24 protein-coding genes and 1 pseudogene are annotated in these 26,931 nt (G+C 57.8%); 7 read left to right on the forward strand and 18 right to left on the reverse strand.

All coding sequences use genetic code 11. The features are described from left to right. Nucleotides 1–100: 100 nt before the first annotated feature. The 4 genes and pseudogenes from ASC97_RS19240 to ASC97_RS19255 form a co-directional block, all read right to left on the reverse strand. Nucleotides 101–505, reverse strand: a pseudogene (locus ASC97_RS19240) (isocitrate/isopropylmalate family dehydrogenase); the annotation flags it as partial. After that, a complete protein-coding gene (locus ASC97_RS19245) occupies nucleotides 502–1,953 on the reverse strand; it encodes an aldehyde dehydrogenase family protein (protein WP_057469966.1) in 1,452 nt (483 codons plus the stop codon). The gene ASC97_RS19245 and the pseudogene ASC97_RS19240, both read right to left, overlap by 4 nt. A gap of 25 nt (nucleotides 1,954–1,978) precedes the next feature. Further along, entirely contained in the window at nucleotides 1,979–2,803 is an 825-nt protein-coding gene (locus ASC97_RS19250) for an SDR family NAD(P)-dependent oxidoreductase (protein WP_057469967.1), read from the reverse strand. Between the two features lie 103 nt (nucleotides 2,804–2,906). Then, nucleotides 2,907–3,695, reverse strand: coding sequence for an HpcH/HpaI aldolase family protein (locus ASC97_RS19255; protein ID WP_057469968.1), 789 nt, complete (start codon nucleotides 3,693–3,695; stop codon nucleotides 2,907–2,909). Nucleotides 3,696–3,930: 235 nt separating this feature from the next. Between ASC97_RS19255 and ASC97_RS19260 the strand changes: the two genes are divergently transcribed. Continuing rightward, the gene (locus ASC97_RS19260; RefSeq protein WP_057469969.1) at nucleotides 3,931–4,770 is read left to right on the forward strand and encodes a hypothetical protein; all 840 of its coding nucleotides are present in this window, start codon (nucleotides 3,931–3,933) and stop codon (nucleotides 4,768–4,770) included. A 602-nt stretch (nucleotides 4,771–5,372) separates the two neighbouring features. Further along, the gene (locus tag ASC97_RS19265) at nucleotides 5,373–5,660 is read left to right on the forward strand and encodes a hypothetical protein (RefSeq protein WP_057469970.1); all 288 of its coding nucleotides are present in this window, start codon (nucleotides 5,373–5,375) and stop codon (nucleotides 5,658–5,660) included. A gap of 375 nt (nucleotides 5,661–6,035) precedes the next feature. On the opposite strand, the gene ASC97_RS19270 is transcribed toward ASC97_RS19265, so the two are convergent. From ASC97_RS19270 to ASC97_RS19320, 10 genes are all read right to left on the reverse strand, one after another. Continuing rightward, entirely contained in the window at nucleotides 6,036–6,272 is a 237-nt protein-coding gene (locus ASC97_RS19270; RefSeq protein ID WP_156390408.1) for a hypothetical protein, read from the reverse strand. A 219-nt stretch (nucleotides 6,273–6,491) separates the two neighbouring features. Then, nucleotides 6,492–6,902, reverse strand: a complete 411-nt coding sequence (locus ASC97_RS19275) for a hypothetical protein (RefSeq protein ID WP_057469972.1) — start codon at nucleotides 6,900–6,902, stop codon at nucleotides 6,492–6,494. Nucleotides 6,903–7,646: 744 nt separating this feature from the next. After that, nucleotides 7,647–7,958 carry a DUF2934 domain-containing protein gene (locus tag ASC97_RS19290; protein WP_057469975.1) on the reverse strand — a complete coding sequence of 104 codons (312 nt, stop codon included), beginning with the start codon at nucleotides 7,956–7,958 and terminating at the stop codon, nucleotides 7,647–7,649. A 13-nt stretch (nucleotides 7,959–7,971) separates the two neighbouring features. Beyond that, nucleotides 7,972–8,454 (reverse strand): pyridoxamine 5'-phosphate oxidase family protein, encoded by a 483-nt coding sequence (locus tag ASC97_RS19295; protein ID WP_057469976.1) that lies wholly within the window; start codon nucleotides 8,452–8,454, stop codon nucleotides 7,972–7,974. Between the two features lie 1,120 nt (nucleotides 8,455–9,574). After that, nucleotides 9,575–9,838, reverse strand: coding sequence for a transposase (locus ASC97_RS36285; protein WP_156390409.1), 264 nt, complete (start codon nucleotides 9,836–9,838; stop codon nucleotides 9,575–9,577). 69 nt (nucleotides 9,839–9,907) lie between these two features. Further along, entirely contained in the window at nucleotides 9,908–10,843 is a 936-nt protein-coding gene (locus tag ASC97_RS19300) for a LysR family transcriptional regulator (protein ID WP_057469977.1), read from the reverse strand. Between the two features lie 56 nt (nucleotides 10,844–10,899). Further along, nucleotides 10,900–12,354: an NAD-dependent succinate-semialdehyde dehydrogenase gene (locus ASC97_RS19305; protein WP_057470028.1), complete on the reverse strand. Its 1,455-nt coding sequence runs from the start codon at nucleotides 12,352–12,354 to the stop codon at nucleotides 10,900–10,902. 68 nt (nucleotides 12,355–12,422) lie between these two features. Beyond that, nucleotides 12,423–13,346: an NAD(P)-dependent oxidoreductase gene (locus ASC97_RS19310; protein WP_057469978.1), complete on the reverse strand. Its 924-nt coding sequence runs from the start codon at nucleotides 13,344–13,346 to the stop codon at nucleotides 12,423–12,425. A gap of 120 nt (nucleotides 13,347–13,466) precedes the next feature. Next, a complete protein-coding gene (locus tag ASC97_RS19315; protein ID WP_057469979.1) occupies nucleotides 13,467–14,291 on the reverse strand; it encodes an SMP-30/gluconolactonase/LRE family protein in 825 nt (274 codons plus the stop codon). A 24-nt stretch (nucleotides 14,292–14,315) separates the two neighbouring features. After that, complete coding sequence (locus ASC97_RS19320; protein ID WP_057469980.1) at nucleotides 14,316–15,059, reverse strand: SDR family oxidoreductase; 744 nt, start codon at nucleotides 15,057–15,059, stop codon at nucleotides 14,316–14,318. A 199-nt stretch (nucleotides 15,060–15,258) separates the two neighbouring features. Between ASC97_RS19320 and ASC97_RS19325 the strand changes: the two genes are divergently transcribed. After that, nucleotides 15,259–16,644 carry an MmgE/PrpD family protein gene (locus ASC97_RS19325; RefSeq protein ID WP_057469981.1) on the forward strand — a complete coding sequence of 462 codons (1,386 nt, stop codon included), beginning with the start codon at nucleotides 15,259–15,261 and terminating at the stop codon, nucleotides 16,642–16,644. 12 nt (nucleotides 16,645–16,656) lie between these two features. Here ASC97_RS19325 and ASC97_RS19330 read toward each other — a convergent pair whose 3' ends face one another. The 4 genes from ASC97_RS19330 to ASC97_RS19345 all read right to left on the reverse strand — a co-directional run bounded on the left by ASC97_RS19330 (nucleotide 16,657) and on the right by ASC97_RS19345 (nucleotide 21,214). Continuing rightward, a complete protein-coding gene (locus ASC97_RS19330) occupies nucleotides 16,657–17,442 on the reverse strand; it encodes a glucose 1-dehydrogenase (RefSeq protein WP_082530071.1) in 786 nt (261 codons plus the stop codon). 69 nt (nucleotides 17,443–17,511) lie between these two features. Then, nucleotides 17,512–18,729 (reverse strand): ABC transporter permease, encoded by a 1,218-nt coding sequence (locus tag ASC97_RS19335; protein WP_057469982.1) that lies wholly within the window; start codon nucleotides 18,727–18,729, stop codon nucleotides 17,512–17,514. Between the two features lie 30 nt (nucleotides 18,730–18,759). Next, nucleotides 18,760–20,283: a sugar ABC transporter ATP-binding protein gene (locus tag ASC97_RS19340; RefSeq protein WP_057469983.1), complete on the reverse strand. Its 1,524-nt coding sequence runs from the start codon at nucleotides 20,281–20,283 to the stop codon at nucleotides 18,760–18,762. A 31-nt stretch (nucleotides 20,284–20,314) separates the two neighbouring features. Then, on the reverse strand, nucleotides 20,315–21,214 hold the full coding sequence (locus tag ASC97_RS19345) for a sugar ABC transporter substrate-binding protein (RefSeq protein ID WP_443216758.1): 900 nt from the start codon (nucleotides 21,212–21,214) through the stop codon (nucleotides 20,315–20,317). Between the two features lie 650 nt (nucleotides 21,215–21,864). Between ASC97_RS19345 and ASC97_RS19350 the strand changes: the two genes are divergently transcribed. The 4 genes from ASC97_RS19350 (at nucleotide 21,865) to ASC97_RS19365 (ending at nucleotide 26,811) form a co-directional block, all read left to right on the forward strand. Continuing rightward, a complete protein-coding gene (locus ASC97_RS19350; protein WP_274534160.1) occupies nucleotides 21,865–22,857 on the forward strand; it encodes a zinc-dependent alcohol dehydrogenase family protein in 993 nt (330 codons plus the stop codon). Between the two features lie 153 nt (nucleotides 22,858–23,010). Further along, nucleotides 23,011–24,582 carry a Re/Si-specific NAD(P)(+) transhydrogenase subunit alpha gene (locus ASC97_RS19355; protein WP_057469986.1) on the forward strand — a complete coding sequence of 524 codons (1,572 nt, stop codon included), beginning with the start codon at nucleotides 23,011–23,013 and terminating at the stop codon, nucleotides 24,580–24,582. Nucleotides 24,583–24,596: 14 nt separating this feature from the next. Then, nucleotides 24,597–26,030 carry an NAD(P)(+) transhydrogenase (Re/Si-specific) subunit beta gene (locus ASC97_RS19360; RefSeq protein ID WP_057469987.1) on the forward strand — a complete coding sequence of 478 codons (1,434 nt, stop codon included), beginning with the start codon at nucleotides 24,597–24,599 and terminating at the stop codon, nucleotides 26,028–26,030. 76 nt (nucleotides 26,031–26,106) lie between these two features. Then, the gene (locus ASC97_RS19365; protein WP_057469988.1) at nucleotides 26,107–26,811 is read left to right on the forward strand and encodes a RibD family protein; all 705 of its coding nucleotides are present in this window, start codon (nucleotides 26,107–26,109) and stop codon (nucleotides 26,809–26,811) included. Nucleotides 26,812–26,931: the final 120 nt, after the last annotated feature.

Raw genomic sequence — 26,931 nt, forward strand, 5'->3', positions numbered from 1 at the left:
AAAAGCCAATCCCTTGACCAAACCCTGATCAGAAAACCATACTTAGAGGTGGCTCACTTCTCGGTGGAAAAACCGGCTCAGTTCCGCGTGGAAACCAACAAATCACCCAATCGAGGTCACCGACCCCTCTATCCCGCAGAGGGGTCGGTATCCCCGGGAGGATCCGCGTCGGGCGGACATTCGCGTATTGATCAAAGCCTTGGCAAATCGGTAGCCGCAGGCCCCACAGGGTGATGTGGTCGGCAATGTCTGGCGCGCCGACCGCGCCGAAATAGATCGCATCGTGCAATCGCAACTGCGCCAGGCCGTCGTCTGGCATCATCTTCCCGTGCTTGCGGTAGTAGTCAGATCCCCAGCCGAATTGCGTTATTTCGAACCGTAGTCCGTCAGAGCGCCGTTGAAGCGCCTCCAATACCTCAAGGCCTGCACCGATCACTTCCGGACCGATACCATCGGCCGGTATAGCGGCAATTTTGTGGGTGCGCTGGCCGACTGGTGCGGTCATGCGAATTCCGGCAACACGGTTGCCTCCTCGTCAAACCCATAGACCGATTTGATCTCAAGGTATTCCTCGAGGCCGACGCTTCCCATCGACCTGCCGATACCCGACTGCTTGTAGCCGCCCATGGGCGTAACCGAATTGGTGGCCGCTCCATTGAAACAGATGCGTCCTGCACGAAGACCGGCAGAGAATTCGTACCCCTTTTTTCTGTCGCCAGCGAACACGTAGCCACCCAAGCCGTAGGGGCTGTCGTTCGCGATCTCCAAGGCCTGTTCCTCGGAGGAGTAGGGGATTACAGCGAGCACCGGACCGAAGATTTCTTCCTTGGCGATCGTCATCTCGGCTGTGACGTGGGTAAAGACGGTCGGCTTGACGAAGTAGCCCTGGTTCCGGCCCTCGGGCTTGCCAGTGCCGCCGCAGGCAAGACGAGCACCTTCGTCGATGCCGATCTGAATATAGCGTTGGATGCTGTCGTACTGGGACTGGTTGACGACGGGACCCATCGTGGTGGCCGGATCGCGCGGATCGCCAAGCTTGTACTTCGAGACCTCGTCGACCAGGTAACCGGAGACTTCGTCGATCTGGCTTTCGTGAACGAGCATCCGGCTGGGAGCATGGCACGATTGGCCGGCGTTGAAGAAGCAGCGCTGGATATTCCACCGAGCCGCCTCCTCGAGATCGGCGTCCTTGAGCACGATGTTCGCCGACTTGCCGCCAAGCTCCAGCGAAACACGCTTGATTGTCTGCGCGGCGGCTTCGCCAACCCGGGCACCAGCGGATGTCGATCCCGTGAACGAGATCATATCGACTTCGGGATGGGTCGACATGGCCGCGCCAACTTCGCTGCCCCGGCCAATGATGAGGTTGAATACACCAGCGGGAACGCCCGCCTTTTCGAAGACCTCCGCGAGAATGATCGAGCTGATCGGCGATGCGTCTGAGGGCTTTGAAAGCACGGTGCATCCCGCTGCGATCGCGTAAATCGCTTTGATGACCGGCGTTTGGACGGGCCAGTTCCAAGGTGAGATCAGCGCGCAAACGCCGATCGGCTCGCGGCGGATGATAGTGCCGCCGAGGCGGCTCTCGAAATGGTATGTCCGCAAAAGGTCGCGGGCCACCTTCATATGGCCGATGGGGCCGGTTGCCTGCGCTCGTGCACTGACAGGAATGCCCACTTCTTGCGCCATGACGTCGGCGAACTCGTCGACGCGTTCCTCGTAGGCGGCGATGATGCGGTCGATGAGTTCGGCGCGCTCTTCGAGTGACGTTTTGGAAAAGGTCTCAAAGGCGCGGCGAGCTGCCAAGGCTGCCTTGTCCACATCGGAAGCCATGCCACCTGTGGCGACGGACGCGAACGGCGTTTCCGTGTATGGGTCCGTCAACAGCTTCTGGCCTGCCTTGGCAGGCTCCTGCCAGCGGCCATCGATGTAGAGATTTCCGTAGTGTTTCATCAACTTACTCCGCTTGATCGATCGATCAGAAGCTGTGTGTGTAACCGCCGTCGCAAGCGATCGTCTGCCCGGTGATGAAGGAGGCGGCAGGCGACGAGAGGAACATCGTGATGCCAACCAAGTCCGATGGGACGATCGTGCGCGGTATGCACTGGAGATCGATGTTCCGCTGAAGGATTTCCTGGGTCAGGCTGGCTTTGCGCTCGGCGACCTCGGTCGCGACGGTGCCGGGACGAATGCAGTTCGCTGTGACACCAAACGGCCCAAGTTCGCGGGCGAGAGAGTTTGTCATCCCGATCAGCGCCGATTTCGAGGTCACGTAATGGAGGTAGTTCTTTGTTCCACGGTGGACGGAGGCAGACGAGATATTAATGATGCGACCAAATCCACGATCCCGCATCCCGGAGGCTGCGGCAGCGGCACAGAAGAACACGCCGTTCACGTTGACGTCCATCACCTTCTGCCATTCCGACTCCGGTATCTCGTCAAACGGCCGTTTGACGAGTGCGGAGAACAGGGATGCGTTGTTGACCAGAACATCGATGCGACCGAATTCCTTTTGAACCGCAGCGACCATTGCATCGACTGAATCCTTCTTGGAGACATCGACCGACAACCCCAAGGACTTGCCACCCGCTTCCGAAATCTCTTTCGCAACGCTTTCGGAGTTGGCAAGGCTAAGGTCGGCAACTACGGCAATCGCTCCGGCTGCTGCGAACTGGCGGGCGAGTTCGCGGCCGATGCCTTGTCCTGACCCCGTCACGAGGACGACCCGGTCTTTAACACTGAAGTCACGAGCTTCCGCTAGGAGAGGCGAAGCTAAGTTGTTCGAGGCGGTTCCAATGTTCACGATAGTCCTCCGATAGACTTTCCAACTGGACTATCGCTTTGCGGTCCAGTGGATCGATGTGATTCCTCAGGCCGCCAAGTCGGCGGCTATGTTCTTTTTGGGCTCAGCGAAACGAGGCGGCTGTCGCGATCGCCGTGTTCGTCAGGAAGCCGGTGTCACTGCCAGTCGAGACGTAGCGCGCGCCCATGCGAAGTATTTCCTTCGCGATCTCGGGACGCGTGTTGAGGCCGCCCACGCCCAGGTGCTTGCCTTTCGCATTGCAGACTTCGAGGACGTGCTTGTACGCCTCCATCACCTTGGGGCTGTCTAGCTGGCCGGGAATTCCTAGTGAATTGCAGAGATCGTTGCTTCCCACTAGCAGCATGTCCATGCCATCGACCGACGCGATGTCGGCGGCGTTTGCGACAGCGTTTACAGACTCGATCATGCCAACGACCAAGGTCGCCTCGTTCATCTTCGCCATTGTCTCGGCAGCTGGACCGCCACGGAAGAGCGTGTGGGCGTTCGTTGCGAGAAGGGAGCGATCGCCTTTGGGGGCGAACAATGCTGCCTCAACGATGTCTTCCGCCTGGGCCTTGGTCTCAACGTGAGGAACGATCACGCCTTGCGCGCCCGTTTCGAGCGTGCGGCTGATGTCCGCCTTGTTGTGCCCCGCCACTCGGACGAGCGGCGTCACACCCAGTGCTGCCGCCGTGATGCTTATTTGGCTGACAGTCTCGAGCGAGAAGCTGTTGTGCTCCAGATCTATATAGAGGCAGTCGAAGCCCGCGCTTCGGGCGATCGCTGCGATCTCGACACCGCGGACGATGCGCACAATCATGCCAACAGCGACTTCGCCGGCGTTCATACGCGTCTTCATCTGGTTTCTGATAGGCGTTTCGATCGGATGCATATGGAATTCCAAACTCGCGGGACGCCCGCGTTCTGACTTCATCATTCGTGCCATCTGGCTGTGCTAAGGTTGTGAAGGCAACGATGATCGCGATCAAGAGCGCCGGAGGGTCGAGGGCCAGCAGCAATAACAGGATGTTATAGCTCAATTTTGGGGAGGATTACGGAGCGACCCACTTTTCGATTATCTGAAGGCAACCGGAAGGTTTTCACCGAAGACAAGAGAGGAGTGAAAGATGCGTATTTCAGATGTAGCTAGTGCAGAGGGCGGCGCAGTCGGATCGATGCGTGTAGGGAAGCTCGATCAGAAGTTCCTGCTGCAGGGAGAGGATGGCTCTCCGAACAACTACCTGCTCAACGTAGGTCTCACGGGCTCCGGCGGTTGGGGCACTCCGCGCCACCGCCACAACTTCGATCAGATCCGCTACGTCCTCAAGGGCAAATACCCGGCCTCTCCGCACAAGATCATGGGCGAGGGCTCCGTGGCCTACTTCCCGGAAAGCGTCCATTACGGGCCGCAGGATCGGCCGGAGGGCCTCGAAATGATGGTTATCCAGTTCGGTGGCGCGAGCGGAGAAGGCTTCCTCAGCACACCACTTCGTGAAGCTGCGAACGAGGCTCTCAAGGCCAAGGGCGAGTTCAAGGACGGCATTTTCACGTGGTTTGACGACAAGGGTCAGAAGCACAACGTGGATGGCGCGACGGCTTGCTACGAAGAAGCGATGGGCAAGAAAATGGTGCTCGCCAAGCCTCGCTACGACGACGTCGTCATGATGGACCCGGAATCCTACGATTGGATCGCTACGGGTAAGCCGGGTGTCTCGACGAAGCTTCTTGGTATCTTCACCGAGCGCAACACCAAGATTGGCTTTATCAAGGTGGATGCCGGCGCGACGTTCAACACTGGCTCGCGTGACCAGATCGATGTGCTCTTCATGAGCAAGGGGAACATCACGGTTGATGGCAAAACCTACGGAGACAAGACGGCGATCGAGCTTCTGCCGTCCGACGCTCCGGTGGACATCAGGGCCAACGAAGAGTCGCTGTTCTTCACGGTCACGCTGCCGAAATTCTGATAACTCCAAATGCCGGCGTGACCCGTCACGCCGGCATTATTGTACCTCCAGCATTCGCTCCTGTCTGATCTTGCCGCGAAGAGCATCCGCTGCCAGCGAGCGCAAAACTATTCTATCTCCGACTGAGATCGCAGGGATCGCATCCTCGGCAACACGCTCGATGACCAGCGAACTAAACTCTCTGGTAGGTAAACAAGCCCATATCCCGGCTGCGGGGCGGGCCTGTGAAAGGTTCAAGCGGCGACAATGTCCATTGAGACTGTCGGGTCGTGTTCCCGCTACCCGCTCCAAGCTGCCGCCGCCCAACCCAAGGCCGAAGCGTTGAAAAATCGGAAAAATCCGGGCCGGGCATTTCGTTCGCGATTTCAAACGGTTTTGTCGCTGTTCAACTGAAATCGAAGCGAAGACCGACGGCGCTCGCGGTGGGACGTAAGCGGTGTTTTCGCACATTGACCAAGCGCGAAAGGCCGTTCCGAAAACTACCGCTGTTGATGGCAAGAGCGCCCGAACCGGACGTATATAAAAATCCGATGGCAATAGGAACTAAGCGATCTATGTTGGGCTAAGACTGCCAATACCAGGCCCTTACTTGAGGAAAGCAAATGTCGCTTCAAACGCGCCGTGACTTGCCGCCGTTCATCCGGGACGAGAACGGCCACCTACCAATGAGCGACAAGACGGAGAATTGGCTGGTAATCGTGACGCGCGAGGCGCTCGAGGGCATCGCTTCGCCCCCCGATGCCTCCGAAGCGCGGCTACTCGAGTACGCCGACATCTTCGGCCAAGTCGCGACCTATAAGCTGGAGCATGGCCGCGCGGGGGCGGAGGAAACAATCTGGGTGCAGATGGAGGATGTCGCGGAATGGAGAAGCACGCAATCGCCTACTTGAACCTTGGCCCTAGTCGTAGATCGACCGGATGAATTCGCCCGTCAGGCAACTCCGAACGCGGCGAGTGCCTGAATGGAACGCTGCGAATCACCAGAGACCGTCCGCTCCGGCCATATCCACCTGAATGATCAATCGTCATCGAACGCCTTGCCATATGCCCGGCCTTTGATCGGTAGAAGTGCGATTTAAGCGGCATTATGGAGCAAATGCCACAAGATCGGCCCAGGCATCCTGTAGAGCCAAATGCGCACGCGGCCGATGACGGAGCCCAACCCTTTCACTACCAACAGAATTGCGATTAGCCTCGGTCGCTTGGCCAACCGCCGGATATCGCGGCGCGGGTGTCTATCAACGAGATGACCTGCTACCGGCAATTTACCTCAAGCACGCGACCGCTCGCACATCGGTTTTCCGGACCAGAAGGAAAAGTCCTTCCCTGCCGTTGACCAGGACGGCTTGATTTTCGATGGGAAGCTTGAAGAGGTAGATGACATTCCCGGCAATCTCGCGGCTCTGGTCAACGAAATCCCATCTGTTTTCGGCGTTCAACGTGTAAAGCCCGTCGTTACCCGCGTTAGCCACCATAACGCCACCCGGAAACTCCGTCGGCATTGACGGTACCAAACCGATAGTGAGATTGCTTGCGGCGTTTGTTGCCACCATGGAACACTGATCGCAATCTCGCGGACGGAGTTCCAGACGCTCCCGGTGCGATCTTCGGCTATTCGCCTTGCATCAACCATACGCAAATTATCCCCATGGCGTGTGATGCGGTAGAGATTACACATGCGGCAGTCATCTCCCTGACGCCTGCCGTTGCGTAATGCGACATCAGTCTATCGCTCGCAGCCGTTTCTCCTCCCATTGATGGTATTGTTCTGCGATCATTTTTCGACGTTCTTCTTTCTGGCGTTCGGCCTCTTTGCGACGAGTTTCCTCCCGTCTAGCTTTTCTTGCCGCAGCAGCCTTTTTGGCCCTTGTTGTTGTCTTCGTTTTTTCCACGGCATTGAGCTTAGCCGGTGCATAGCCAGGTGACCTGCGAAAATGCCATTCGACGTTGCCCGGATCGAAACCGATATCGGGGTCCCTGTACATAAGAAAGCGTCGGGACGGGTAGGTCGGAGTGGCGTCAACCAAGTCGACATAGAAGTTTTCGAACGCGGCCTGCCACCTCTGGCAGACGTGAGCGCCCGACGCCAACACATCGAGATACTGTTGCTGGAGGAATTGTTGTTTGTCCATGAGATCAAAAATACCGCTTATCTGGAACGGATCAAGAACAAAGTTAACAGTTGAAGCCCACGATCAAGTTCTCGGTCATTGCGAGGCCCTCGGAAATGTTGGCCGAAGAGGTAAACTCTCGACGTATCGCCAAAACTTAATCTTGTTGATGAGCGGTCATCTTATTGCCGAAGTGTAAGCGAAAAGTTCGTTGTGGAGGTAGTCATGCAGCATCGCTCTGAAGATCGCTATATCGAACTTACAACCCGACTTCGGTCGGTTGAGGCATTCTGCCAGTTCCTTTCCGAAGGCGGAACCGTTCGGATCGCCGAGAACGACGGTGCAGCGTTTGAGGATGTTACGAGGGTGATTCTCTCAAGGCAAAAACGGGAGGCCGAGGGCCTCCGTAAGATGAGGCGGAATCTGTTCCCCGAAAGTCCGGATGACGATTTTCCGCCCAGTCACTAGGGCATTTGTCGTTCAAGGAGCCTAGCTACTCGGCGGCCTGTTGCATCGGATACCCCTCGAATGGCTCAACAAGCGCGATCAGCTCCAACTCATTGATCATCTGGTGCTGGTCGGAGCCAGGCACGGCCAAAGTCCGAAAGTCTCGCTCCTCGCCAAAGATTGTGGAGACTTGGACAATTGTTATCCGCCCAAACTCGACGGCCTCCACTTCGGCAACGACCGCGCTGAGCTGTGCACCTTCGTCTGTCGTGTCTTCTATTTTGTCACCTCATCGCATTGCCCAGCGCCAGAGCAGGCTCAAGGTCCTTCAGTCCGCTTCAGCTGCTGGCGGACTGGCTTCTTGCCAGTTGTTATCTCGACTTCTGGCACCGGTTCCGTCGATGGTTGGTCAGTCGTCTGATCAACATGGTCCTCATCACCCCATTTCACCTGCTCGTCCTCACGATCATCTTCGTCGATGAGTTCCTGCAACGTTTCGTGCTCGTCATCGCCGCTAATTTCGTCGAGGGCCTGAAGCCAGTGTTTCAGGGCTGCGCCCTCAGGGCGGCCTTCGTCCTCCCAGAGCTGATAGGCGCGGAGCCGTGTGCGTTCGTGTAGGTCGTCGGCCATCGCATCCTCCGTCCTACATAGCCACTTTGGCGTTGTCGCCCATGTCGGGTTTAACGCTGCTCAACGCGGCCGCCGCCATCTTGATGTAGCTGACGATAGTGCCCGGGCTATCCCAATATTCGGCGAATGAAGGCGTCACCTTCAAAACTCGGATGGAAGGATCGTCGGGGTTTTCCCACCATGCCTTAGCGGGCGTGGACCAAAGCTCCTTGATCCGGTCTCGGTCATTCAGCACTTCCGCAGTACCAGAGACAGAGACGTATTTTTGACCCTTACTGTCGGCGAACGCCAAGCAAACTTCCGGACGTTGTGCGATCTCATCGTCCTTATGTCCCTCTGCATCAGTGAGAAAATAGAACGCGTTTTCTAGACGATCCGCATGAGAAGCCATCGGGCGAGCACGCAAATCGCTTGCTGACTGCGTGGTCAGCATGCAGAAGCCGATCTTCTCCGTCAGGCTCCAAACTGTATCAACGTCGTTGGCCGTGTCAGTCATCGTATCCTCCAAAATTTCCACCTGTGAGCATGATGTTTCCTTCGAGGTGTGTTGAAGGAAGACAAACTTGCCTCGGTGGTCGTTGTTCCACCTGGACAAGCAGCAAAAACTGTCGACATCAGTGTGCTGAGATTTCCGGCTCGGACTTGGCGGCATTAGCCGAGAATACGCGGCAAGTGATCTGGGGTGAGTTCGTCGGCTCTCTACTCGCAGAGCCGGACATCCCTTGGGTGATTATTCGGGTCGCCGACGGCACCTTTTACGAGATCGAGACACGACGAGACCGTGCTGAACAAAATCAGCTCGACCTACAAAGATGTCCGCGCTGGCGAGCCCCCGATTGCCTCATGGCCTTTAAGAAATGTGGACTCTTGGGATTGAACGAAGCCGCTTTGTCAACAGAATCTTGCTCGTCGAGGAAATTAGCGCTGCTTGCGTGTCTGCGCAGAGGCTCTGCCTAAACGCCATAGGATACCTGCGTTGGAGGGCATTGGTCGACATTCTATCACTCAATAGCGCGAATATTCTGTGATCTATGGGATGAGTGCGATAAGCTCCTGTCTCAAATCTTGGAGCTGACCATGGCAAAAAAAGAGCGCCCAGAGGGTAGCGGCAAGACGAGCTCGCAGACCGCCTCGTTTGGGAGCGCACTGGGTCGGATCGTCAATCCGCTAAAGCGTATTCCAAGTCCGGAGCGTGGTCCTCGACGTCCATCGAGGACATGACCAAGCAGCTTACCAACCGCTTGACCGCACTTGGCCGCGCGATGTCGATAGTGCTCTTACTGCTTCGAACAAGTGCGTCCGCGCTTCCGGATATTTGGCGTCCATTTGGTTTTCCTTCCAAGGCGCTGCTGCCAGGCAGGTGGCGGTCTATACCGCCCGGCCGTGCTTGTCGAACGGCTTGAGAAATAACGACGGCGCGTGCTGTGCGGCCTCACCCTATCTACCAAAGGTGAGACTGGTCGTAACCCGCCAAGAGCGAGGCGTCGTCGCACATGACGAGCGCGCCCGCCGTCCGAAGTGCTTTGGAAAAAGCCGCTGGACCTCAGGGCGATCGTGTCGATGCCATTCTTTTTCGCAATTCCCCATCTCAAGATCACAAATCCTGCACGGAATTGTCACGGGTATCCATGGCAAGGTCGTGAAGCGCTTGAGTATCGGGATCGGATTCCGCTGAAAGGATGACACTCAGCAAGGTGGCTCGGGCAACCACTTTCTTGGTCGCACCAGGAAATTGTGCTTTCACCGTTCGATGAGAGCTTTGCCATCGTTCGCCAAGTCGACAAGTGGTTCGGCTTCAGGCCGTGTCGCTCTGCGACCTCATTAACCATCGCGCCTGGCCGAAGGCTCCGAAACTCAACAGCTTTTTCGTGCAGTGACAAGGGCCTAGCCGAGAGGATGCTATAGCCCCACCTATGTTCGATCGAGGCGAGCGAATTGCGGCGGTGGCACTAGGCGGGAACATCCTCGACCTTATCCCTGCAAAGCTCTATGCCGACCTCTGTGACACACGCCACCAAGTCCTTCCTTGGTTGGTCCATGACGTAACCCTCGCGGAAGAAAACCGCGATATCCCGATTCAGGGTCGCGTCGTAGAAGGGCAGCTCGTAGAGCCGCTGCTCAGCAACTTCTTCGCGGACAGCGTGGGCCGGCAGCAAGGCCAAGTGTTCGGTCTCCGCAACCAACGACTTGAGCAGGGACACCGATCCGCAGACCGTGATCTGGGGAAGGGGAGCATCCATGGTCCGCATAATGTGATCCAAGACAGTGTGCGTCCTGCGCGATGTCGGACTGATCCACGGGTATTTGACGAGATCGTTCCAGGTTAGCGTTTCCAGTTTGCGCAATGGATGGTTTATCCCAGCGATGACCCGCAGGGTGTCACGGAACAGCACCCGCTGACGGAGACCGTCCAGCATGTCGAAGACCTTGGTGAACCCGATTACGAAATCGAAGTCCCGCCGCAGCAGGCCTGTTAGAAGATCGACCTGAGCGTTTTCGACAACCTCGAGGTGGCCACCTTCGTGAGTCTCTCGCCATTTGCTGAGTGCCATCGGCACGATTTTGCTTGCTAGGCTTGGTAGACTGCCAATGCGGATCGACTCGCTGCGACAATCGTCCGCGTTCAACAGGTCACGTTCAGCGAGCTGGATCTCTTCCCTGATGAGACGCGCATGACAGTAAAGGATGTCGCCCTTCCTTGTCGCGACAATGCCTTTCGGGCCGCGCTCGAGGAGCTGCATCCCAAGCTCAGCTTCCAATCGATCCATTGAGGTCGACAGGGCAGGCTGCGACACGCTCAGCTGACGTGCTGCGCGGTTCAAGCTACCCTGCTCAATCACCGCGGCGAAGTAGAGCAGCTTCTTAGGATCAATTTCGAGCACCATAGCCAGAACTCACCTCCATTCATTCCAAGATGAGTCTAGAGCTTTGAGCTTAAAAATCAAACTCGTACGCGGCGTTCTGCGATTGTCTTGGCAACTGTGTAGCTGTTGTACATTTCAGTCCCGCCTTCGCGGCCGATTCCGCTTTCTCGGTAACCGCCAAACGGCGCATCGCCGCCTGGGCTGGTGAACACGTTAAGTGCCACCGACCCGACTTGAAGCTCGCGAGACAGATGGTTGGCGCGCTCGATGTTATTAGTGAACACGAACGCAGCAAGGCCCATGTTGAGGCTGTTACTGATCTGGAGCGCTTCGTCCATGGAATCCACTGCCGTGCACGGAGCGATCGGTCCGAAAGGTTCCTCGCTCATTACCCGGGCGTCGAGGGGTACGTCCGCGAGGACAGTCGGTGCGTAGAACCAGCCTCGGTTGCCGACACGCTTGCCGCCGGTCGTGACCTTCGCTCCATGAGAGACCGCGTCGTCGACAAGGTCGGCCATTGCGGCCAAGCGGCGACGGTTGGCGAGGGGACCCATCTGCACGCCTTCGGAGAAGCCATCACCGACTTTGAGTTTGCTGGCCTTTTCAGTGAGGCTTTCGACGAAATCATCATACCGCGAGCGATGAATAAGGAAGCGAGAAGGAGCCGAGCAGAACTGCCCCGCCATCCGAAACTTCCAGTTTACCGCCAACTGAGCGATCTCGTCCGCATTGGTATTCTCGTCGATCAGCACAGGCGCATGGCCGCCAAGCTCCATGAGGACAGGCTTCATGGTCTCCACTGCAAGCCTGGTGAGGTGCTTGCCGACGTTGATCGAACCAGTCAACGTCACGAGACGAGTGATCGGCGACAGGACCAGCGTGCGAGACACCTCGTCTGGGTTGCCGAAGACAACGTTCAAAACGCCCTTGGGGAGGCCGGCGTCTAGGAAGCACTGCGCGAACATGCATGCGGTCGCGGGGGTCTCTTCGGCTGGCTTGAGGATGACCGAGCATCCAGCAGCGAGGGAGGCGCTGATCTTGCGAGAGGGAGCGCTCATCGGAACGTTCCACGGCGTGAAGGCGGCCACGGGGCCAACGGGTTCGCGAACCACAAACTGCTGAATTGGTGGGTCGGTCGGCACAATACGGCCATACAGGCGACGGATTTCTTCCGAATCCCAATCCAGGAAGGTCGCGGAGCGCTCGATCTCGGCCAGCACCTCACCGTAGGTACGTCCGGACTCGGCCGTGAAGATTGGCGCAATCTCCTTTGCCCGTTGACGAACAAGTGCTGCGGCGCGCCGCATCACTGCGGCCCGTTCCGTCGGAGGGGTCTTACGCCACACCTCGAAACCGCGGGCAGAAGATGCCAAAGCGTTCTGAAGGTCTTGGGCGCTGGCTTTGGGCACCTGGCCGAGGATCGTCTCGTCGCTGGGGTTCTCTACCTCACAGAGGGCCTCGCGATCGTAGATCCATTCTCCGTCAATCAGGAGGCCGATCTTGGGGTAGGTGTATTGCTCTTTGTCTGTCATGTCATCTGTCCTTTGGAGATCGATCAAAGTCGATCTCGCTCTGATGTTCTCGGCGGCGCGTGCGGCCGTCAATGCGTTGTGGTCGCCAGGAATGCGAGAACCTCGTCCTCCGCAATCCGCGCGCCTCGGGATCGTTGGCCCCACGTCTGACCGCCGATATGCGGGGTCAGAATTACGTTGGGCAGCGCCGCCAGCCGGGGCGGAATCACCGGTTCGCTATCGAGGACATCCAATGCCGCGCCCGCGATAGTCTTGTTTTCCAGTGCTGTAACGAGAGCTTCAGTGTCGACGAGGTTGCCACGTGCTACGTTGATGAGACGGCCCTTTGGTCCGAGCGCAGCCAGTTCCTGCGCACCAATGATTTTCTTGAGGTCCGGCGTTCCGGGGACAGCCAGTACAAGGATGTCACTTGCCGCGGCGAGTGCTTCCCATCCCTCATACAGCGTTGCACCGAGACCCTCGTTGGAACCACGCTTGAGCCCTGCGATCTTCATCTTCGAGGCGGAGGCGCGAGCGGCGATCGCTTGGCCGATCCGGCCGCTGAGGCCACCGATGCCGATAGTCATTCCTACTGGGCTGTCGCCTACCTCGAAGCGCCCGTTCTGCCAGTCGCCGTTGCGCGCGAACGCGTCTGCGCGGACCAGGTCGCGGCAAAGCATAATCGTCAGCGTCATCGCAAGGTCGGCGACATCATCAGTCAGCGCTTCGCCGACACAGCGGACGCGAACTCCGCGCTTCTCGAGAGCAGGTATATCGATCTTGTCGCTTCCAGCCCCCTGCGAAACGACGAAACCCAAGTTTGGGAGGGCAGCGGCAAGCTCGGCGCTGCAACCGCGTGTCGCGCTGGTCATCAGAACGCGTACGGTCTGTCGCTCGCTCTCAGGGAGGGAGGCGACCTGTTCAGGTGCGGGCACAATCCGAACCCAGTCAGCTTCCTCGAGTTTTGGATAGGTCATACCGGCGAGTGGCGGGAAGGAAAGGATCGGTTTCATCGTTCCAGACTGTTGTGAGATTGACTTGGCATCACGCTATCACGGAGGCGTCAGGCGACAATGGTGCCGCGAAGGCCGTTATAGCTTTATATTATATCATTAGGACCCAAGGCGGTGGCCTTATAGGTCGACGTAGAAGACCGCGCTCTTTGGTAGGCCAGCTGCCATGTCGGCTTCTGTTCCGAGAAATGCCGTCATAAACAGGCGACGGCCATTCTCCCCGCCCAGCGTGCACGAGATTCCCGACCCTTCGAAATTGATGCTGTCCGTGATCTGCCCACCATTCAGCACGCGGACGAACTCGCCCGTGTTATAAATCCCGGCCCAGATCGCACCGGTCTCGTCCGCGCAGATTCCGTCAGGCTGCCTGCCCGAAAGATCAGCAAAGAGGCGTTTGTTGCTGAGATTGCCGGCGGAATCGATATCGAACGAGCTGATCCGTGCCTTCCACGTCTCGGCAACCACCAGGGTGCGGCCACCGTTGATGACTACGGAGCCGTTCGGGAAATCCACATCGCGGGCAGCGACGGCCACCGAGCCGTCAGGATCCACGCGGTGAAGATTCGTGGTCTGAGGAGGCTGTCCCGCAACGAAGTCGTACCCGAAATCGCCGACATAAATCGTGTCGAGTGAATCGACCGCGAAGTCGTTGAGCCACCATTTGGTATGGGAGGAAAGATCGGCGTAATCGGAGACCGAATTGCCGTCGTATCGGAGGAGCTTCCGATCCTTGGCCGACACGATCACGAGCGACCCGTCGGAAAGGAAGCCCAGTCCAGACGGTCTGTTCGGAATTTCGAGACAATTCGACCGCTCACCACGCGCTGTCAGCGAATAGACCTTGTGATCGAAGACGTCCGAGACCCAGAGTTGACCATCACGCCATTTTGGAGATTCGAGGAACAGAAAACCGTCCGCAAACAGTTTCGGCCTGATCTCGTTCATCAGTATTCCTCCCATTGCCGGTCGTTACCACCCACCGTCGCAGTGGATGTCCTGTCCGCTTATAAGGTCCGCCAGCGGACTAGATAGGAAGACGGCGAGGTTGGCGATATCCACCGGCTCGATCCTGCGCTTGATGCTTTGACGCTCAAGAATCCATTGATGGTAGGCTTCCCGCTTTTCGCCAAAGTGCCGCCATTCGGCATCCGACAGAACCGCGCCGGGAGAGATGCCGTTCACGGTGATGTTGTACTTGCCTAGTTCGCGGGCCATCGACTTCACCAAGCCGTACATCGCGCCCTTCGAAGCTACGTAGGGTACAAATCCTTCCCAGTTGCCGTTGAGGGTGAGGGAGGTCAGATTGATGATCTTCCCGTACTTCTTTTGCTTCATCAGGGTGCTGCAGGCTCTCGACAGCACGAATGCCGCGCTCGAGTTCACGCGGACCTCTTCCTCGTACTCCTCGATGGAGAATTCCTCGTGCGGCTTGTTGACCACAAATGCTGCGTTGTTCACGAGGATGTCGATGCCGCCGACTTCGTCAGCAAGGCGGGTAACGGACTTTTCGAGATCGGACAGCCGGTTGAGGTCTGCGCCGAAGTAGCGGACGTCCTTCGCCAGTTCCTTGAGGACCTCGTCGACATTCTGCGCATCTGGACGGTCCGATGCGATTACCTTCGCGCCCTCTTGGGCAAAGCGCGACACAAGTGATTTGCCGATCGTGCCTAAAGCGCCTGTGATGAGTACGGTTTTGCCAGCCAATGTGGGCATATTCTCTCCTCCATGTATGTGCCTTGAACTTTCCATTTCGGAGTTCACTTGAGAACCATCAATCTCGCGAGGTTCAGTTTTGATATAAGTAAAAGTTATATCCCATCTCTGGGTTCATCCGCCGTGTGAAGGTTGGAGATGAGATCGGCGCTCGTTCGTGCGACATCATTGCATTCGGTGAAGAACAAGGTTTTCGACAATGACTGATGATAAGCGCGATCTCGTCCATCTTTTCGGCACCCATGCGGCCGAGGTGACCTATGATAGGCTAGATGACGACGCGCGTTGGGCCGCCAAGAAGAGTATCCTCGACACGCTTGGCGTCATCCTCGCTGCTAGTGGTATGGAGCCGGCAGTCCGAGCGGTCGCGGAGATTGTCGCCGAAACAGGCGGTCGCCCCGACTGTACCGTTCTGGGGTTCGGAGGCCGGGCTCCGGCCCTGATGGCTGCGATGGCGAACGGCGCGCTCGCGCATTGCCTCGATTACGATGACCAAACGCCATGGGGCCAACATACGGCCAGCTCGATCGTGCCGGCCGTTTTTGCGCTCGCCGAGCGCAGGGGCGGGATCAACGGTAAGGACCTGATCGCGGCGGTCGCTGCTGGTCAGGACATCTTCGCTCGGCTCAGGTGCAACGTGGGTTGGCAGAAGGACTGGAACCTGTCCACGGTCCTGGCGGTCTTCGCCGCTACTGCATCCGCAAGTCGGGTCTTGGGTCTCTCTGCGGCGCGCACCTCGGCTGCTATGGGGATCGCGACGATGCAGTCATCGGGGATTATGGAAATGGTCGCGGGCAGGGGAAGCGACCTCCGCGGCATGTACGCGGGGTTCTCGGCCAAGGGAGCTGTGCTTGCGACCATGATGGCCGAGAAGGGTGTGGCTGGCATCGATAAGGCCTTCGAAGGCCAGTATGGTTTCATGAATACGTACTTCGGCGGGCGCTACGATCGCGACAAGATCGTCGCGGGGCTTGGCAGTGAGTTCCTTGGAAGCGGAACGCTCTACAAGCGTTGGCCATGTGTCGGTACCGCGCACAGCCACATGAAAGCCGCCATCGATATCGTCACCCGCAACAACATCCAACCGGACGAAATCGCCGAGATTCGGCTCCACGTCGGCGATTACCACGACCTTATGTGCCAGCCTTTGGAGGAGCGGCGCGCACCGGCGACGCTTGCAGACGCAAAGTTCAGTCTCCCCTACCTCGTGTCGGTCGGCGTGGTTCGCAGGGGAATGAGCGTCACTGACTTCACAGAGGCGGCGCTCCAAGACAAACAGGTGCTCTCTGTCGGCAAGAAGATGACTTTGATCCGGGATGCGGCGCTTGATTGGAAGCTTGAGTTGCCGCCCGGTCGTGTGGAAATCACCACCCGCGATGGCGGGCGTTGGATAGAGGAGGGCCATCGTGTCCCGGGTAACGCCGACAATCCGATGAACTGGGAAGACGTCTGCGTGAAGTTTTTCGAGTGCGCGTCCGTCGCGGCCAACCCTGTCCCTGAGACAGTTTCGGCGAGAGCCGCAGCCCTCGCCGAACATCTGGAAACCCTTGAAGATGCAACGGAACTGGTCAGGTGTCTCGCCTGACCAGTAAATCGGTCAGATTCCTGCGGTCTGGCCGCCATCTACGATCATGGCGTGGCCGGTAACGAAGCCGGCCGCGTCCGAGCAAAGCCACAGGACCGTGCCAGCAATCTCCTCCGGACGACCCATGCGACCGATCGGCTCCTGGGCAATCATGAAGGCGCGACCTTCATCCGTGTCATTCGTGTAGCGCGAGATCATTGGGGTATCGATGATGCCGGGGCAAATGGCGTTAACCCGGATGCCCTTGTCGGCATACTCGAGCGCTGCAACCTTGCTCGCTGCGACGACGCCGAACTTCGATGCGCAGTAGCTAGATTGATTGCGGATAGCGAGGACACCCGCGCCAGACGCGGTGTTGACGATCGCGCCGCTACCCTGCTTGAGCATAATCTCGATCTGATACTTCATGCAGAGGAATACGCTCTTGAGGTTGACCGAGATGATGCGATCCCAAAGCTCTTCCGAAATATCCCCAATTGGCTGCGCAGGCTGTTCAATGCCGGCGTTGTTGTGGGCGGCATCTAGCCGGCCAAACGCCTCGACGGTCTTATCGAGCGCTGCTTTCACCTGATCGCCTTTGGTAACGTCACAGATGAGAGGGAGGACTTTGCCCCCGGCATCGTTGATCAGCGCTACCGTCTCGTTGAGGCTCTTCTCGCTGATGTCGACGGCGGCAACTGATGCACCTGCCTTGGCAAAGGCGAGGGCAGTCGCCCGTCCAACACCGCTCCCAGCCCCGGTCACGAAGGCAACTTTGCCATTGTAGTCTACCCGCGGAATATCGGTCACGAATTTCACTCCAGTGTTTCAAGGTAAAGAAAAGCGGCCGCCGGTCGGAGGACCGGCGGCCGCGGGATAGTTGTCAGGTCAGCCGCCGGTCTTCGACTTCGACTTATTGCCGCCGACCGTATAGATGGCAGCAGCTACCACCACGACGATACCTTCGATCAAGCCCTGCCAGTTTGCGCCGAGGTTCAGCATGTTGAAGCCGTTGGTCAGCGAGAAGAGGAGGAGAGCGCCAGCAAGCGTCTTGATCACGCTGCCTGCACCGCCGAACAAGGAAGTTCCACCGAGAATGGCCGCGGCTATGACCGTAAGCTCAGCACCCGAAAGGCCGGCAGGGTTGATTGAACGAAGGCGGCTTGCAAACAAGATGCCTGCGAAGCCGGCCGTTCCGCTGCAGAAAACGAACGCCATGAGCTTGTACATCAGGACGTTGATACCGGACAGGCGAGCTGCTTCCGAGTTACCCCCGACAGCGTAGAGCCGCCGTCCGACCATCGTGAAGCTAAGCGTGAACCACACAATCGTGGTGAAGATCGCCAGATAGATGACCGGGTTGCGAAGCGTCAGTTCGCCGCCGGATGCCCAAGCAAGCAGGAGGAAGCCGACTCCACCGATCGTCATCCCGACGGAGGAAGAGCGGAGCGGCGTCTTGCCACTGATTGCCTTGATCAGTCCAATGATACCAAGCGCCAGCAGAACGACGCCGCCTGCCAAGATCACCCAGAAGCCCTCGTGGCGACCGCCCTCGAAAGCCTTCATCGTTTCGATGACGGTTGGGTCGGACGCGGACAACGAACGCCCGTCGGTGTATATGAGGACCAGACCTCGCACTGCCGTCATCGTGCCGAGTGTGACGATGAACGCGTTGATGCCGAGAAACTGGACGATCGAGCCGTTGATGAGGCCGATGGCCATTGCAACACCCATTGCTAGTGCCGCGGCGGGGATAAAACCGATTGCGTCGGCGTTGCCGATTAGGACCACCGCCGCCAACGCGGCGACCGATGCAACCGACAGGTCGAAATTGCCGCTGATCAAAACCACCGTCATCGCGACTGCCATGATGGCCATAAGGGAGGACTGGTAGACGACGTTCGAGAGGTTCAGTACGCTGAGATAGTTTGCTTGGCCCAGGTAGGTGGTGAGCAGTGTCAGCACCGCGATCAACAAGAGCAGGGCGTAGTAGACGCCGCGCTCGCGCAGGCCGAACATGCCACGCCAGTTGGTGGTTGGCGAGACAGCGCTCACCTGGGAAACCTCCGACACCTTCTCGACTGGACTTTGTGTGATCGTGTTCATAATATTTTCTCGCTTTCTCAACGATGCCGGTTAGTGAACGGCAGCTTCAGTGGAAGCAGCCTGCCCGCCGGCAAGCAGAAGCAATTCGTGTTCTGATGTTTTGTGGCCATCGCGAACCGCTACGCACTTGCCGTCCCTGAGAACGATGATGCGGTCCGATACGGCCAGGAGTTCCTCGAACTCAGACGAGACGATGATGATGGACTGGCCTTCGCTGGCCAACTTGCGGACAAGCCGCAGGATGTCTGTCTTTGCTCCAATGTCGATACCAGCCGTGGGCTCGTCGAGCAGGAACAATTTCACGTCACTGAAAAGCCACTTGGCGATCGTCACCTTCTGTGCGTTGCCGCCGCTGAGTTCCGTGACGAGGATGTCCGGGGAACTCGCTTTGATCGAAAGCATGCGGATAGCTTCCCAGCCTCGCTCGCGCTCGCGATCCTCGATTGGCATCGAGTTCAATACGGAGACGCCGCCGAGAGCCGGCAACGTGGTGTTCCGCCAAATCTCGAAGTCGGGCACCAGGCCCTGGGCCATACGGTCTTCGGGGACCATGCCCATCCCAGCCTTCACGGCCGCACGTGTATTTCTCGGGACAATCTCTCCGTCGAGGAGAACAGTTCCCGTCGCATCGCGATCGGACCCATAGATCGCGTGCAGCAGTTCACTTCGACCCGAACCGAGAAGGCCGGCAACGCCGATGACCTCGCCGCGAGCGACGTTGAGCGAAATCGGGCCGAACCGACCCTTTGAGGCAAGGTTCTGCAATTGCAGCCGAGCCTTGCCTGTCGTCGGTTCCCGTTCCTGAGCTTGGCGCTCGAGTGCTACGATCTGTTTCCCGACGATTGCCTCTGCGATACGGTCTTCGTCCAGGTCTGCTGTATTGGCACGGAGGACAGCGGTCCCGTCACGCAAGACCGTCACCTGGTCGGTAAGGGCCATCACTTCATCAAGGAAGTGGCTGACGAACAGGATCGCTTTGTTCTCGCCTTTCGAAAGCCGACGGACGGTCGCGTAAACGAGTTCGCGTTCTTCGGCCGCCAGCGAGGCAGTCGGTTCGTCCATGACAATCAGATCTGCGCCCGTGCCAACGGCAGTCATGATCGAGACCATCTGGCGCTCGCCGATGGATAGGTTTCCAACCAGCGCATCGGGATCGAGCCGATAGCCGATGCGCTGGCAGAGCTCTTCGTAGTCACGGCGGCTACTCGACGCGAGCCGCCACAGGCCCCGGTTCCCAAGATAAATGTTCTCGAGAACCGAAAGGGTCGGGACCAACGGAATGTGTTGGTGGACAGTGGCAACGCCCATGTCATTGGCAGCCTTGGGGCTGTCCCACTTGATGGGCTTGCCGCGCCAGATGATCTCTCCCAGTGTGGCCCAATAAGCGCCCGACAGGATTTTGATCAGCGTGGATTTGCCAGCTCCATTTGCGCCGAGCAGGCCGTGGACCTTACCCTGCTCGATGTCGAGATCGACACCGCGCAGGGCGAGTGTGCCATTGGGAAATCCCTTAACAACACCACGTAATTGCATGATAGGGTTATCGTGTTGCATAGGACACCTCCCATTCATCAATCGAAAGATCTCACCACTGCTCAGGGCAGGAGTCGATAGTTTCCTTCGTGATCGGAGGCATGTCGTAAGACACGAAGCGACCTTTGGGAGTTTCCGGCTTTGTCGCAGCCTCGTATAGGGCATCAAACATCAGCTTGCCGAGGAGTTTAGGTCTCGTGCAGACCGAGCCATACATTTCCCCGGCAAGGATCGCGTCGTGGCCGAGTTTAGATCCGCCGCCGGTGGCGATGAGCTTAGGCTTGGAGTTGGATGCGTCGATTGCGCGTGCACATCCAATCGCCATGTCGTCGGCATGGCTGTAGATCAGGTCGATGTCGGGATGAGCCGTCAGGAAATTCTGGCAAACGGCTTCGCCTTCATCAGGTGTCCAGTTCGTCGGCTGCTCGGCAACGATGGTGTATTTCGCCCCAGCCTTGTCCAGTGCGGCTTTAAAACCGTCTGTATCGAGCTTGACGATCGTGTAGGCCGGATCACCCATGACGATGCCAATTTTAGCTGTCTTGTCTTTTGGCAATAGACCAGCTGCCATCTCGCCAGCAACAACTCCGGACTGATAGTTATCCGTTGCAACGAGGGCCGATAGGCCTGGGTAGGGGTCCTTCAGTTGACGCTTCGCTGAATCGCCCACCTGTAGTGCGATAGCTACGATTGGCACCTTGGCGTCGTTGACCTTGTCAACAAACCCTTCCGCGACGACGGAGTCGAGCGGGAGGAAACCAATTGCATCGACCTTCTGAGATAGTAGATCGTCGAGGGAGTTCCCCTGCTTTTCCACGCTGCCGCGTGGGTCAATGACGACTGTTTTAACGCCCTTTTCTTTGGCGGCCTCCTCGAAGCCCTTGGCCGTCATGACGTTGTAGGGATATTCGAGGCTTGCCGGGACGTAACCGAATGTTAGATCCTTCGCCATGGCGGAGCCGGCGAAGAGAAGAGCCGTCAGTGCAATAGCAGACGACCGAAAGATCGATCCCGATACGGACTTGGAGTGCGTGCGATACCTGTTCTGTGTAGCGTGCATGGAATCCTCCCAAATGCAGTGTTGCCGTTCGGTCGCCGAGTGCGTTGAGACTGAGCTTCCGGTACCTGTTATTCCGGTATTCTATGCCTGGTCGCTTGAAACCAAAGTCGCTAGGGAACAAATGATCCATAGCGTTGAAGAGTGGCGTTTTCCTCCGGTGTGCCACCTTGCACAGCTGTCCCGTTATCAATTCGGTAACATGCTAGAACCACTCAAAATAGTGGCGCGGCGGAAGGGGTATAATGCGGAATTATATGGGCTCTGAGTGGCCCAGCCGCAGGCACAACGATCCCAAAGGGATGGGTATCTGAAGTGTCAAAACGGTCTCAGTCGCGATATAACAAAATACTATAACCCGCTTCGAGCAGAGCCGGTTTGTGACCCGTCGCCTATTGTGCTGGACATCCAGATTTGTAACCAGCGTGGATAGTTCAGAGATGCAGGAGAGGGCTTTAGCTTTAGCTTGAGCGTGCCCGATCACCTCAAAACGGCATGTGGAGGATCCCCGTATGAAAGGTCTGGTATTTCTTGGAGAAGGTAAAATGGAATTCCGGGATTTCCCGGATCCAACTCCTGGCCCAGATGAAGTCGTAGTTCGGGTCAAGTCGTCAGGAATGTGCGGGAGCGATTTGAACCACCTCAACGAGCCCAGGCGACGTGAGGATCAGATCGTCATCGAGGGCCACGAGCCCTGCGGGATCATTGAAGAAGTTGGATCAGCCGTCCGCCCGTGGGAAGCCCGCGTCGGCGATCGCGTGATGGTCTATCACTACGATGGCTGCCGGACCTGCTCGAATTGCCGAACGGGGTGGATGCAGAACTGCGATCATACGCGAATTGCATTCGGCGGGAACGGCCACGGTGCGCATGCACCTTTCATGAAGGTGCCGGCTCATACGATCATAAAATTGCCCGAGCAACTCTCGTTCAACGCGGGTGCGGCTGTCGGATGTGGTAGTGGAACTGCCTACGCGGCCTTGAAAAGGGTCAACCTGCTCGCGGACGAGACGATTGCGATCTTCGGTCAGGGTCCTGTCGGGCTTAGCTGCACGGTCTTCGCGAAGGCCTTCGGGGCCCGCGTGATTGCGCTGGACGTGGGCGAGGAGCGTCTTGAAATGGCGCAGAAGTTCGGTGCCGACTTCGTCATAAACCCGATGAAGGACGATCCCGTACAGGCTATTCGCGACCTAACCAGGGGCGGCCTTGGTGCCGATAAGGCGATTGAATGCAGTTCCAATGCCGTTGCCCGCAATCAAGCATTGCAGGCCATCAAGCAGTGGGGCACTACCTGCTTGGTCGGAGTCCATGGCTCGATGCAGTTCGAATGCAACGACCTCATCACCAAGCAGAAGAACCTCGTGGGCTCCCTCACTTTCAACAAAAACCTCCAAGACGAATGTGCAGGGTTTGTCGCTGAACGAGGGATCGACCTGGATTCCCTCTTCACTCATCAGTTCCAGCTGGAGGACGCCGTTGAAGCGTACGCTCTCTTCGAGCAACGAAAGATCGGCAAAGGCGTCTTCGTATTTGACTAACCTGGCATTCGTAGCCACAGGGCAGCGCTTGGTCGCATAAGCGACCAAGCGCGTCCACGGTACCCATCGACATCATGCAGCACTGCAACCGACGCCGCGAGGGCGTCGTTCCATCGTCGCGTCTTACCGCGCTCGTTTTAGGACAGAACCCAAATGAAAATCGGATCACCAAAGGAGACCCTCGACCGGGAGGCTCGAGTGGCACTCACACCAGACAGTGCGAAGCAACTTCTGAAACTCGGTCACTCGTGTTTCGTGGAGAGTGGCGCGGGGAATTCGTCGGGATACCCCGACGCCGCCTACCGAGCTGCTGGCGTCGAGGTAGTCGCGGACGCCAAAACGCTATTCTCTATCGCTGACGTCGTCGTAAAAGTTCGACCTCCGCAGCCCCAAGAGATGGATCTCCTCGCCGCAGGAAAGACGCTGATTTCCTTCTTTTACCCCGCGCAGAACGGACCACTTCTCGAACAGGCAGTCGGGAAGGGCGTCAACGCCATCGCAATGGACATGGTCCCTCGCATATCCCGCGCGCAGAAGATGGATGCATTGTCTTCGATGGCGAATATCGCAGGCTATCGCGCAGTCATCGAAGCCGGCAACAATTTCGGGCGCTTCTTTACTGGGCAGGTCACGGCCGCAGGCAAGGTGCCACCTGCGAAGGTGTTGGTCATTGGTGCCGGCGTGGCCGGACTTGCATCAATCGGTACAGCGACGTCGCTGGGCGCGATCACTCTGGCTTTCGACGTTCGACCAGAGGTGGCCGAACAGATCGAGTCGATGGGAGCCGAGTTCGTCTACCTAGACTTCGCGGAGCAGCAGGACGGGTCGGCGACCGGCGGATACGCCGCGCCTTCGTCGCCGGAGTTCCGCGAGAAACAATTAGCAAAGTTCCGCGAGCTCGCGCCTGCGGTGGATATCGTCATCACGACGGCGCTTATCCCAGGTCGGGACGCTCCCAAACTCTGGCTGGCAGACATGGTTGGAGCCATGAAGCCTGGCTCGGTAATCGTCGACTTGGCCGCCGAGCGTGGCGGCAACTGCGACCTTACGCGTCCGGACGAGAAAGTCGTCTCGGAGAATGGTGTTGTCGTGATTGGCTACACTGATTTCCCAAGCCGTATGGCCGCCCAGGCTTCCTCGCTTTATGCCATGAACATCAGACACATGTTGGCCGACCTCACACCTGGCAAAGATGGTCGGATCGTCCACAACATGGACGACGATGTGATCCGCGGATCAACAGTTTCGTTCGAGGGCGGGCTTACTTTCCCTCCACCGCCACCTAAGGTCCAGGCTATCGCCGCGCAGAAGCCACGCGAGAAGGCGAAAGAGCCTACTCCCGAGGAGAAACGCGTTGCTGAGATTGCTGCCTTTCGTGCACAGACCAAGGGCCAAGGGCTTTTGCTCGCGGTGGGAACGGCCTTTCTACTGGTCCTCGGCGCATTCGCTCCATCCAGCTTTATGTCACATTTGGTCGTTTTCGCACTGGCCTGCTTTGTGGGCTTCCAGGTCATCTGGAACGTCTCCCACTCCTTGCATACCCCGTTGATGGCCGTAACCAATGCTGTCTCGGGAATCGTTATACTCGGTGCTCTGCTTCAGATCGGCTCCAGCGATTGGTTGGTGACGATACTCGCGGCGGTCTCCGTACTTATCGCCACCATCAATATCGTCGGGGGCTTCCTGGTGACACGGCGCATGCTCGCCATGTTCCAGCGGTCTTAATCTGAGGGGAAATCATGGCAATCGGTGTTGTCTCCGCAGCGTATATCGCCGCGGCTGTTCTATTCATTCTGTCGTTGGGCGGTCTTTCGGGACAGGAAAGTGCGAAACGGGCTGTCTGGTATGGCATTGTTGGAATGGCACTTGCTGCCGTGGCCACCATCCTCGGACCTGGTGTCGGAAATTGGCTCATCATCGGTGGGATGATCGCCGGGGGTGCTATTCTCGGCTACTTCGTGGCGAGCAGAGTGCAGATGACCGAGATGCCGCAACTCGTTGCCGCGCTCCACTCATTCGTCGGATTGGCGGCGGTTTTCATCGGCTTTAACGCGCATCTGGAGGCCGCCCGCATTTCGGTCATGGATGAGAACCTGCGTACGATGCTCGATGGGTTCGCGGGTATTCTGGCCCATAAAACTCCGGTCGAGCTTTCGATCATGAAGGTGGAAGTCTTCCTCGGTGTGTTTATCGGTTCCGTGACCTTCACGGGATCGGTGGTGGCGTTCGGAAAGCTGGCTGGCAAGGTTGACGGGAGAGGAAAGAAGTTGTCCGGTGGCCATTTCCTCAATGCTGGCGCTGCAATTCTTTCGCTTATCCTTCTCTTGGTCTACGTGAACCAAGGCGGCATTTGGCCCCTCGGCGTGATGACCCTTCTCGCCTTCTTCATCGGCTACCATCTCATCATGGGGATCGGCGGCGCGGACATGCCCGTTGTGGTATCCATGCTCAATAGCTACTCGGGCTGGGCTGCAGCGGCGATCGGGTTCACGCTCGGCAACGACTTGCTCATCGTGACCGGTGCGTTGGTAGGCTCGTCCGGCGCGATCCTGTCCTACATAATGTGCAAGGCGATGAACCGCTCCTTCGTTTCCGTCATTCTCGGAGGCTTCGGAGCCGTGAAGGGGCCGGCAATGGAAATCATCGGCGAACAGATTGCCATCGACGCGGAAGGCGTCGCGTCAGCCCTGAACGATGCAGAAACCGTGGTCATCGTCCCGGGTTACGGAATGGCCGTAGCTCAGGCTCAGCAGGCGGTCTCGGAATTGACTCGAAAGCTACGAGCTGCCGGCAAGACGGTCCGTTTCGCGATCCATCCTGTCGCAGGACGTCTGCCCGGCCATATGAACGTCCTGCTGGCCGAGGCCAGGGTACCGTATGATATCGTTCTCGAGATGGAAGAGATCAACGACGATTTCGCGAGCACAGACGTCGTCATCGTCATCGGCTCCAACGATATCGTAAACCCGGCAGCCCTCGAAGACCCGAACTCTCCGATCGCGGGCATGCCGGTGCTGGAAGTCTGGAAAGCGAAACACGTGTTCGTTTCCAAGCGCGGGCAGGGGACGGGTTACTCCGGGATTGAAAACCCCCTGTTTTTTAGGGAGAACACACGGATGTTCTATGGCGATGCTAAGAAGTCGATTGTCGGACTTATCCCCTTGATGGCGTAGATTATTACGCCATCTGAAGTTGGCAGACACCCACTCCAAATCTGTCCGATCGATATCGGAGAGGGAGGAACCGCTCGTGAAACCTTTTATCGCATGTTTGATGCTGACGTCACCGGATGGAAGTCTTCATCCGAGCCGATGGACCAAATCACCGGACGGTGATCGGCCCGATTTTTCGAAAGTTTGCGATAAGGTGCGCGAAGAACTCAGGTGCCAAGCTTGGATGGTCGGCCGCGCCACCATGGTCGAGATGGCCAAAGGCGTTCCTCACGCACCGGAGGGTCCGTACAACGTTAGTAGGCCCTCCCATTTCGCAAACCGAGACGCGAAGAGCTTCGGGGTCGCAATAGACCGATCGGGCGCAGTACATTACATGGGACCGGACCTCTTCGGCGATCATATCATCACTCTCCTGGGGCGCGACGTCCCTGACAGCTATCTCGCCGAGTTGGCTGCCGACGGCGTATCGTATGTGGTCGCCGAGACCGCCGATTTCGACGTCGGGAAGTTGCTTGACGTCGTGAACAGGGAGCTTGGTGTTGAACGGATCGTGCTTGAAGGTGGTGCTGCGACCAACGGTGCGCTGCTGGCGGCCGGATTGGTGGATGAACTCAACTTCATTGTTGCGCCTGCCTTGGAAGCTCGATCCGGCACCGATAGCGTTGTGGAATTCGGCACAGACGGCCTCGCTGGCAAGGTAGAGCTTTCTCTCATCGAGTGCCAGACGCTTGGCCACGGGATGGTCAACCTTCGCTATGCCGCGGCAAAGCCCCGGCCCTAGAGCGATAGCAAAAATGGGCCCAGCTGCGCTCTTCGGGGCGATGGGCACAAACTTAGCTATTCATGAGCTATCTACATAACAACTTGCCGATTTAGGAGCCTAATCGGGATCGTCAGGGAC

It is taken from the genome of Rhizobium sp. Root1203, assembly GCF_001424945.1.
Classification (GTDB): Bacteria; Pseudomonadota; Alphaproteobacteria; order Rhizobiales; family Rhizobiaceae; genus Rhizobium.

Excerpts from the sequence above, each read along its gene's own strand:
- ASC97_RS19245 (WP_057469966.1), bottom strand. The coding sequence starts at position 1,953 with ATGAAACACTACGGAAATCTCTACATCGATGGCCGCTGGCAGGAGCCT.
- ASC97_RS19255 (WP_057469968.1), bottom strand. The coding sequence starts at position 3,695 with ATGCATCCGATCGAAACGCCTATCAGAAACCAGATGAAGACGCGTATG.
- ASC97_RS19260 (WP_057469969.1), top strand. The coding sequence starts at position 3,931 with ATGCGTATTTCAGATGTAGCTAGTGCAGAGGGCGGCGCAGTCGGATCG.
- ASC97_RS19265 (WP_057469970.1), top strand. The coding sequence starts at position 5,373 with ATGTCGCTTCAAACGCGCCGTGACTTGCCGCCGTTCATCCGGGACGAG.
- ASC97_RS19270 (WP_156390408.1), bottom strand. The coding sequence starts at position 6,272 with ATGCCGACGGAGTTTCCGGGTGGCGTTATGGTGGCTAACGCGGGTAAC.
- ASC97_RS19275 (WP_057469972.1), bottom strand. The coding sequence starts at position 6,902 with ATGGACAAACAACAATTCCTCCAGCAACAGTATCTCGATGTGTTGGCG.
- ASC97_RS19290 (WP_057469975.1), bottom strand. The coding sequence starts at position 7,958 with ATGGCCGACGACCTACACGAACGCACACGGCTCCGCGCCTATCAGCTC.
- ASC97_RS19295 (WP_057469976.1), bottom strand. The coding sequence starts at position 8,454 with ATGACTGACACGGCCAACGACGTTGATACAGTTTGGAGCCTGACGGAG.
- ASC97_RS19300 (WP_057469977.1), bottom strand. The coding sequence starts at position 10,843 with ATGGTGCTCGAAATTGATCCTAAGAAGCTGCTCTACTTCGCCGCGGTG.
- ASC97_RS19305 (WP_057470028.1), bottom strand. The coding sequence starts at position 12,354 with ATGACAGACAAAGAGCAATACACCTACCCCAAGATCGGCCTCCTGATT.
- ASC97_RS19310 (WP_057469978.1), bottom strand. The coding sequence starts at position 13,346 with ATGAAACCGATCCTTTCCTTCCCGCCACTCGCCGGTATGACCTATCCA.
- ASC97_RS19315 (WP_057469979.1), bottom strand. The coding sequence starts at position 14,291 with ATGAACGAGATCAGGCCGAAACTGTTTGCGGACGGTTTTCTGTTCCTC.
- ASC97_RS19320 (WP_057469980.1), bottom strand. The coding sequence starts at position 15,059 with ATGCCCACATTGGCTGGCAAAACCGTACTCATCACAGGCGCTTTAGGC.
- ASC97_RS19325 (WP_057469981.1), top strand. The coding sequence starts at position 15,259 with ATGACTGATGATAAGCGCGATCTCGTCCATCTTTTCGGCACCCATGCG.
- ASC97_RS19335 (WP_057469982.1), bottom strand. The coding sequence starts at position 18,729 with ATGAACACGATCACACAAAGTCCAGTCGAGAAGGTGTCGGAGGTTTCC.
- ASC97_RS19340 (WP_057469983.1), bottom strand. The coding sequence starts at position 20,283 with ATGCAACACGATAACCCTATCATGCAATTACGTGGTGTTGTTAAGGGA.
- ASC97_RS19345 (WP_443216758.1), bottom strand. The coding sequence starts at position 21,214 with ATGGCGAAGGATCTAACATTCGGTTACGTCCCGGCAAGCCTCGAATAT.
- ASC97_RS19350 (WP_274534160.1), top strand. The coding sequence starts at position 21,865 with ATGGAATTCCGGGATTTCCCGGATCCAACTCCTGGCCCAGATGAAGTC.
- ASC97_RS19355 (WP_057469986.1), top strand. The coding sequence starts at position 23,011 with ATGAAAATCGGATCACCAAAGGAGACCCTCGACCGGGAGGCTCGAGTG.
- ASC97_RS19360 (WP_057469987.1), top strand. The coding sequence starts at position 24,597 with ATGGCAATCGGTGTTGTCTCCGCAGCGTATATCGCCGCGGCTGTTCTA.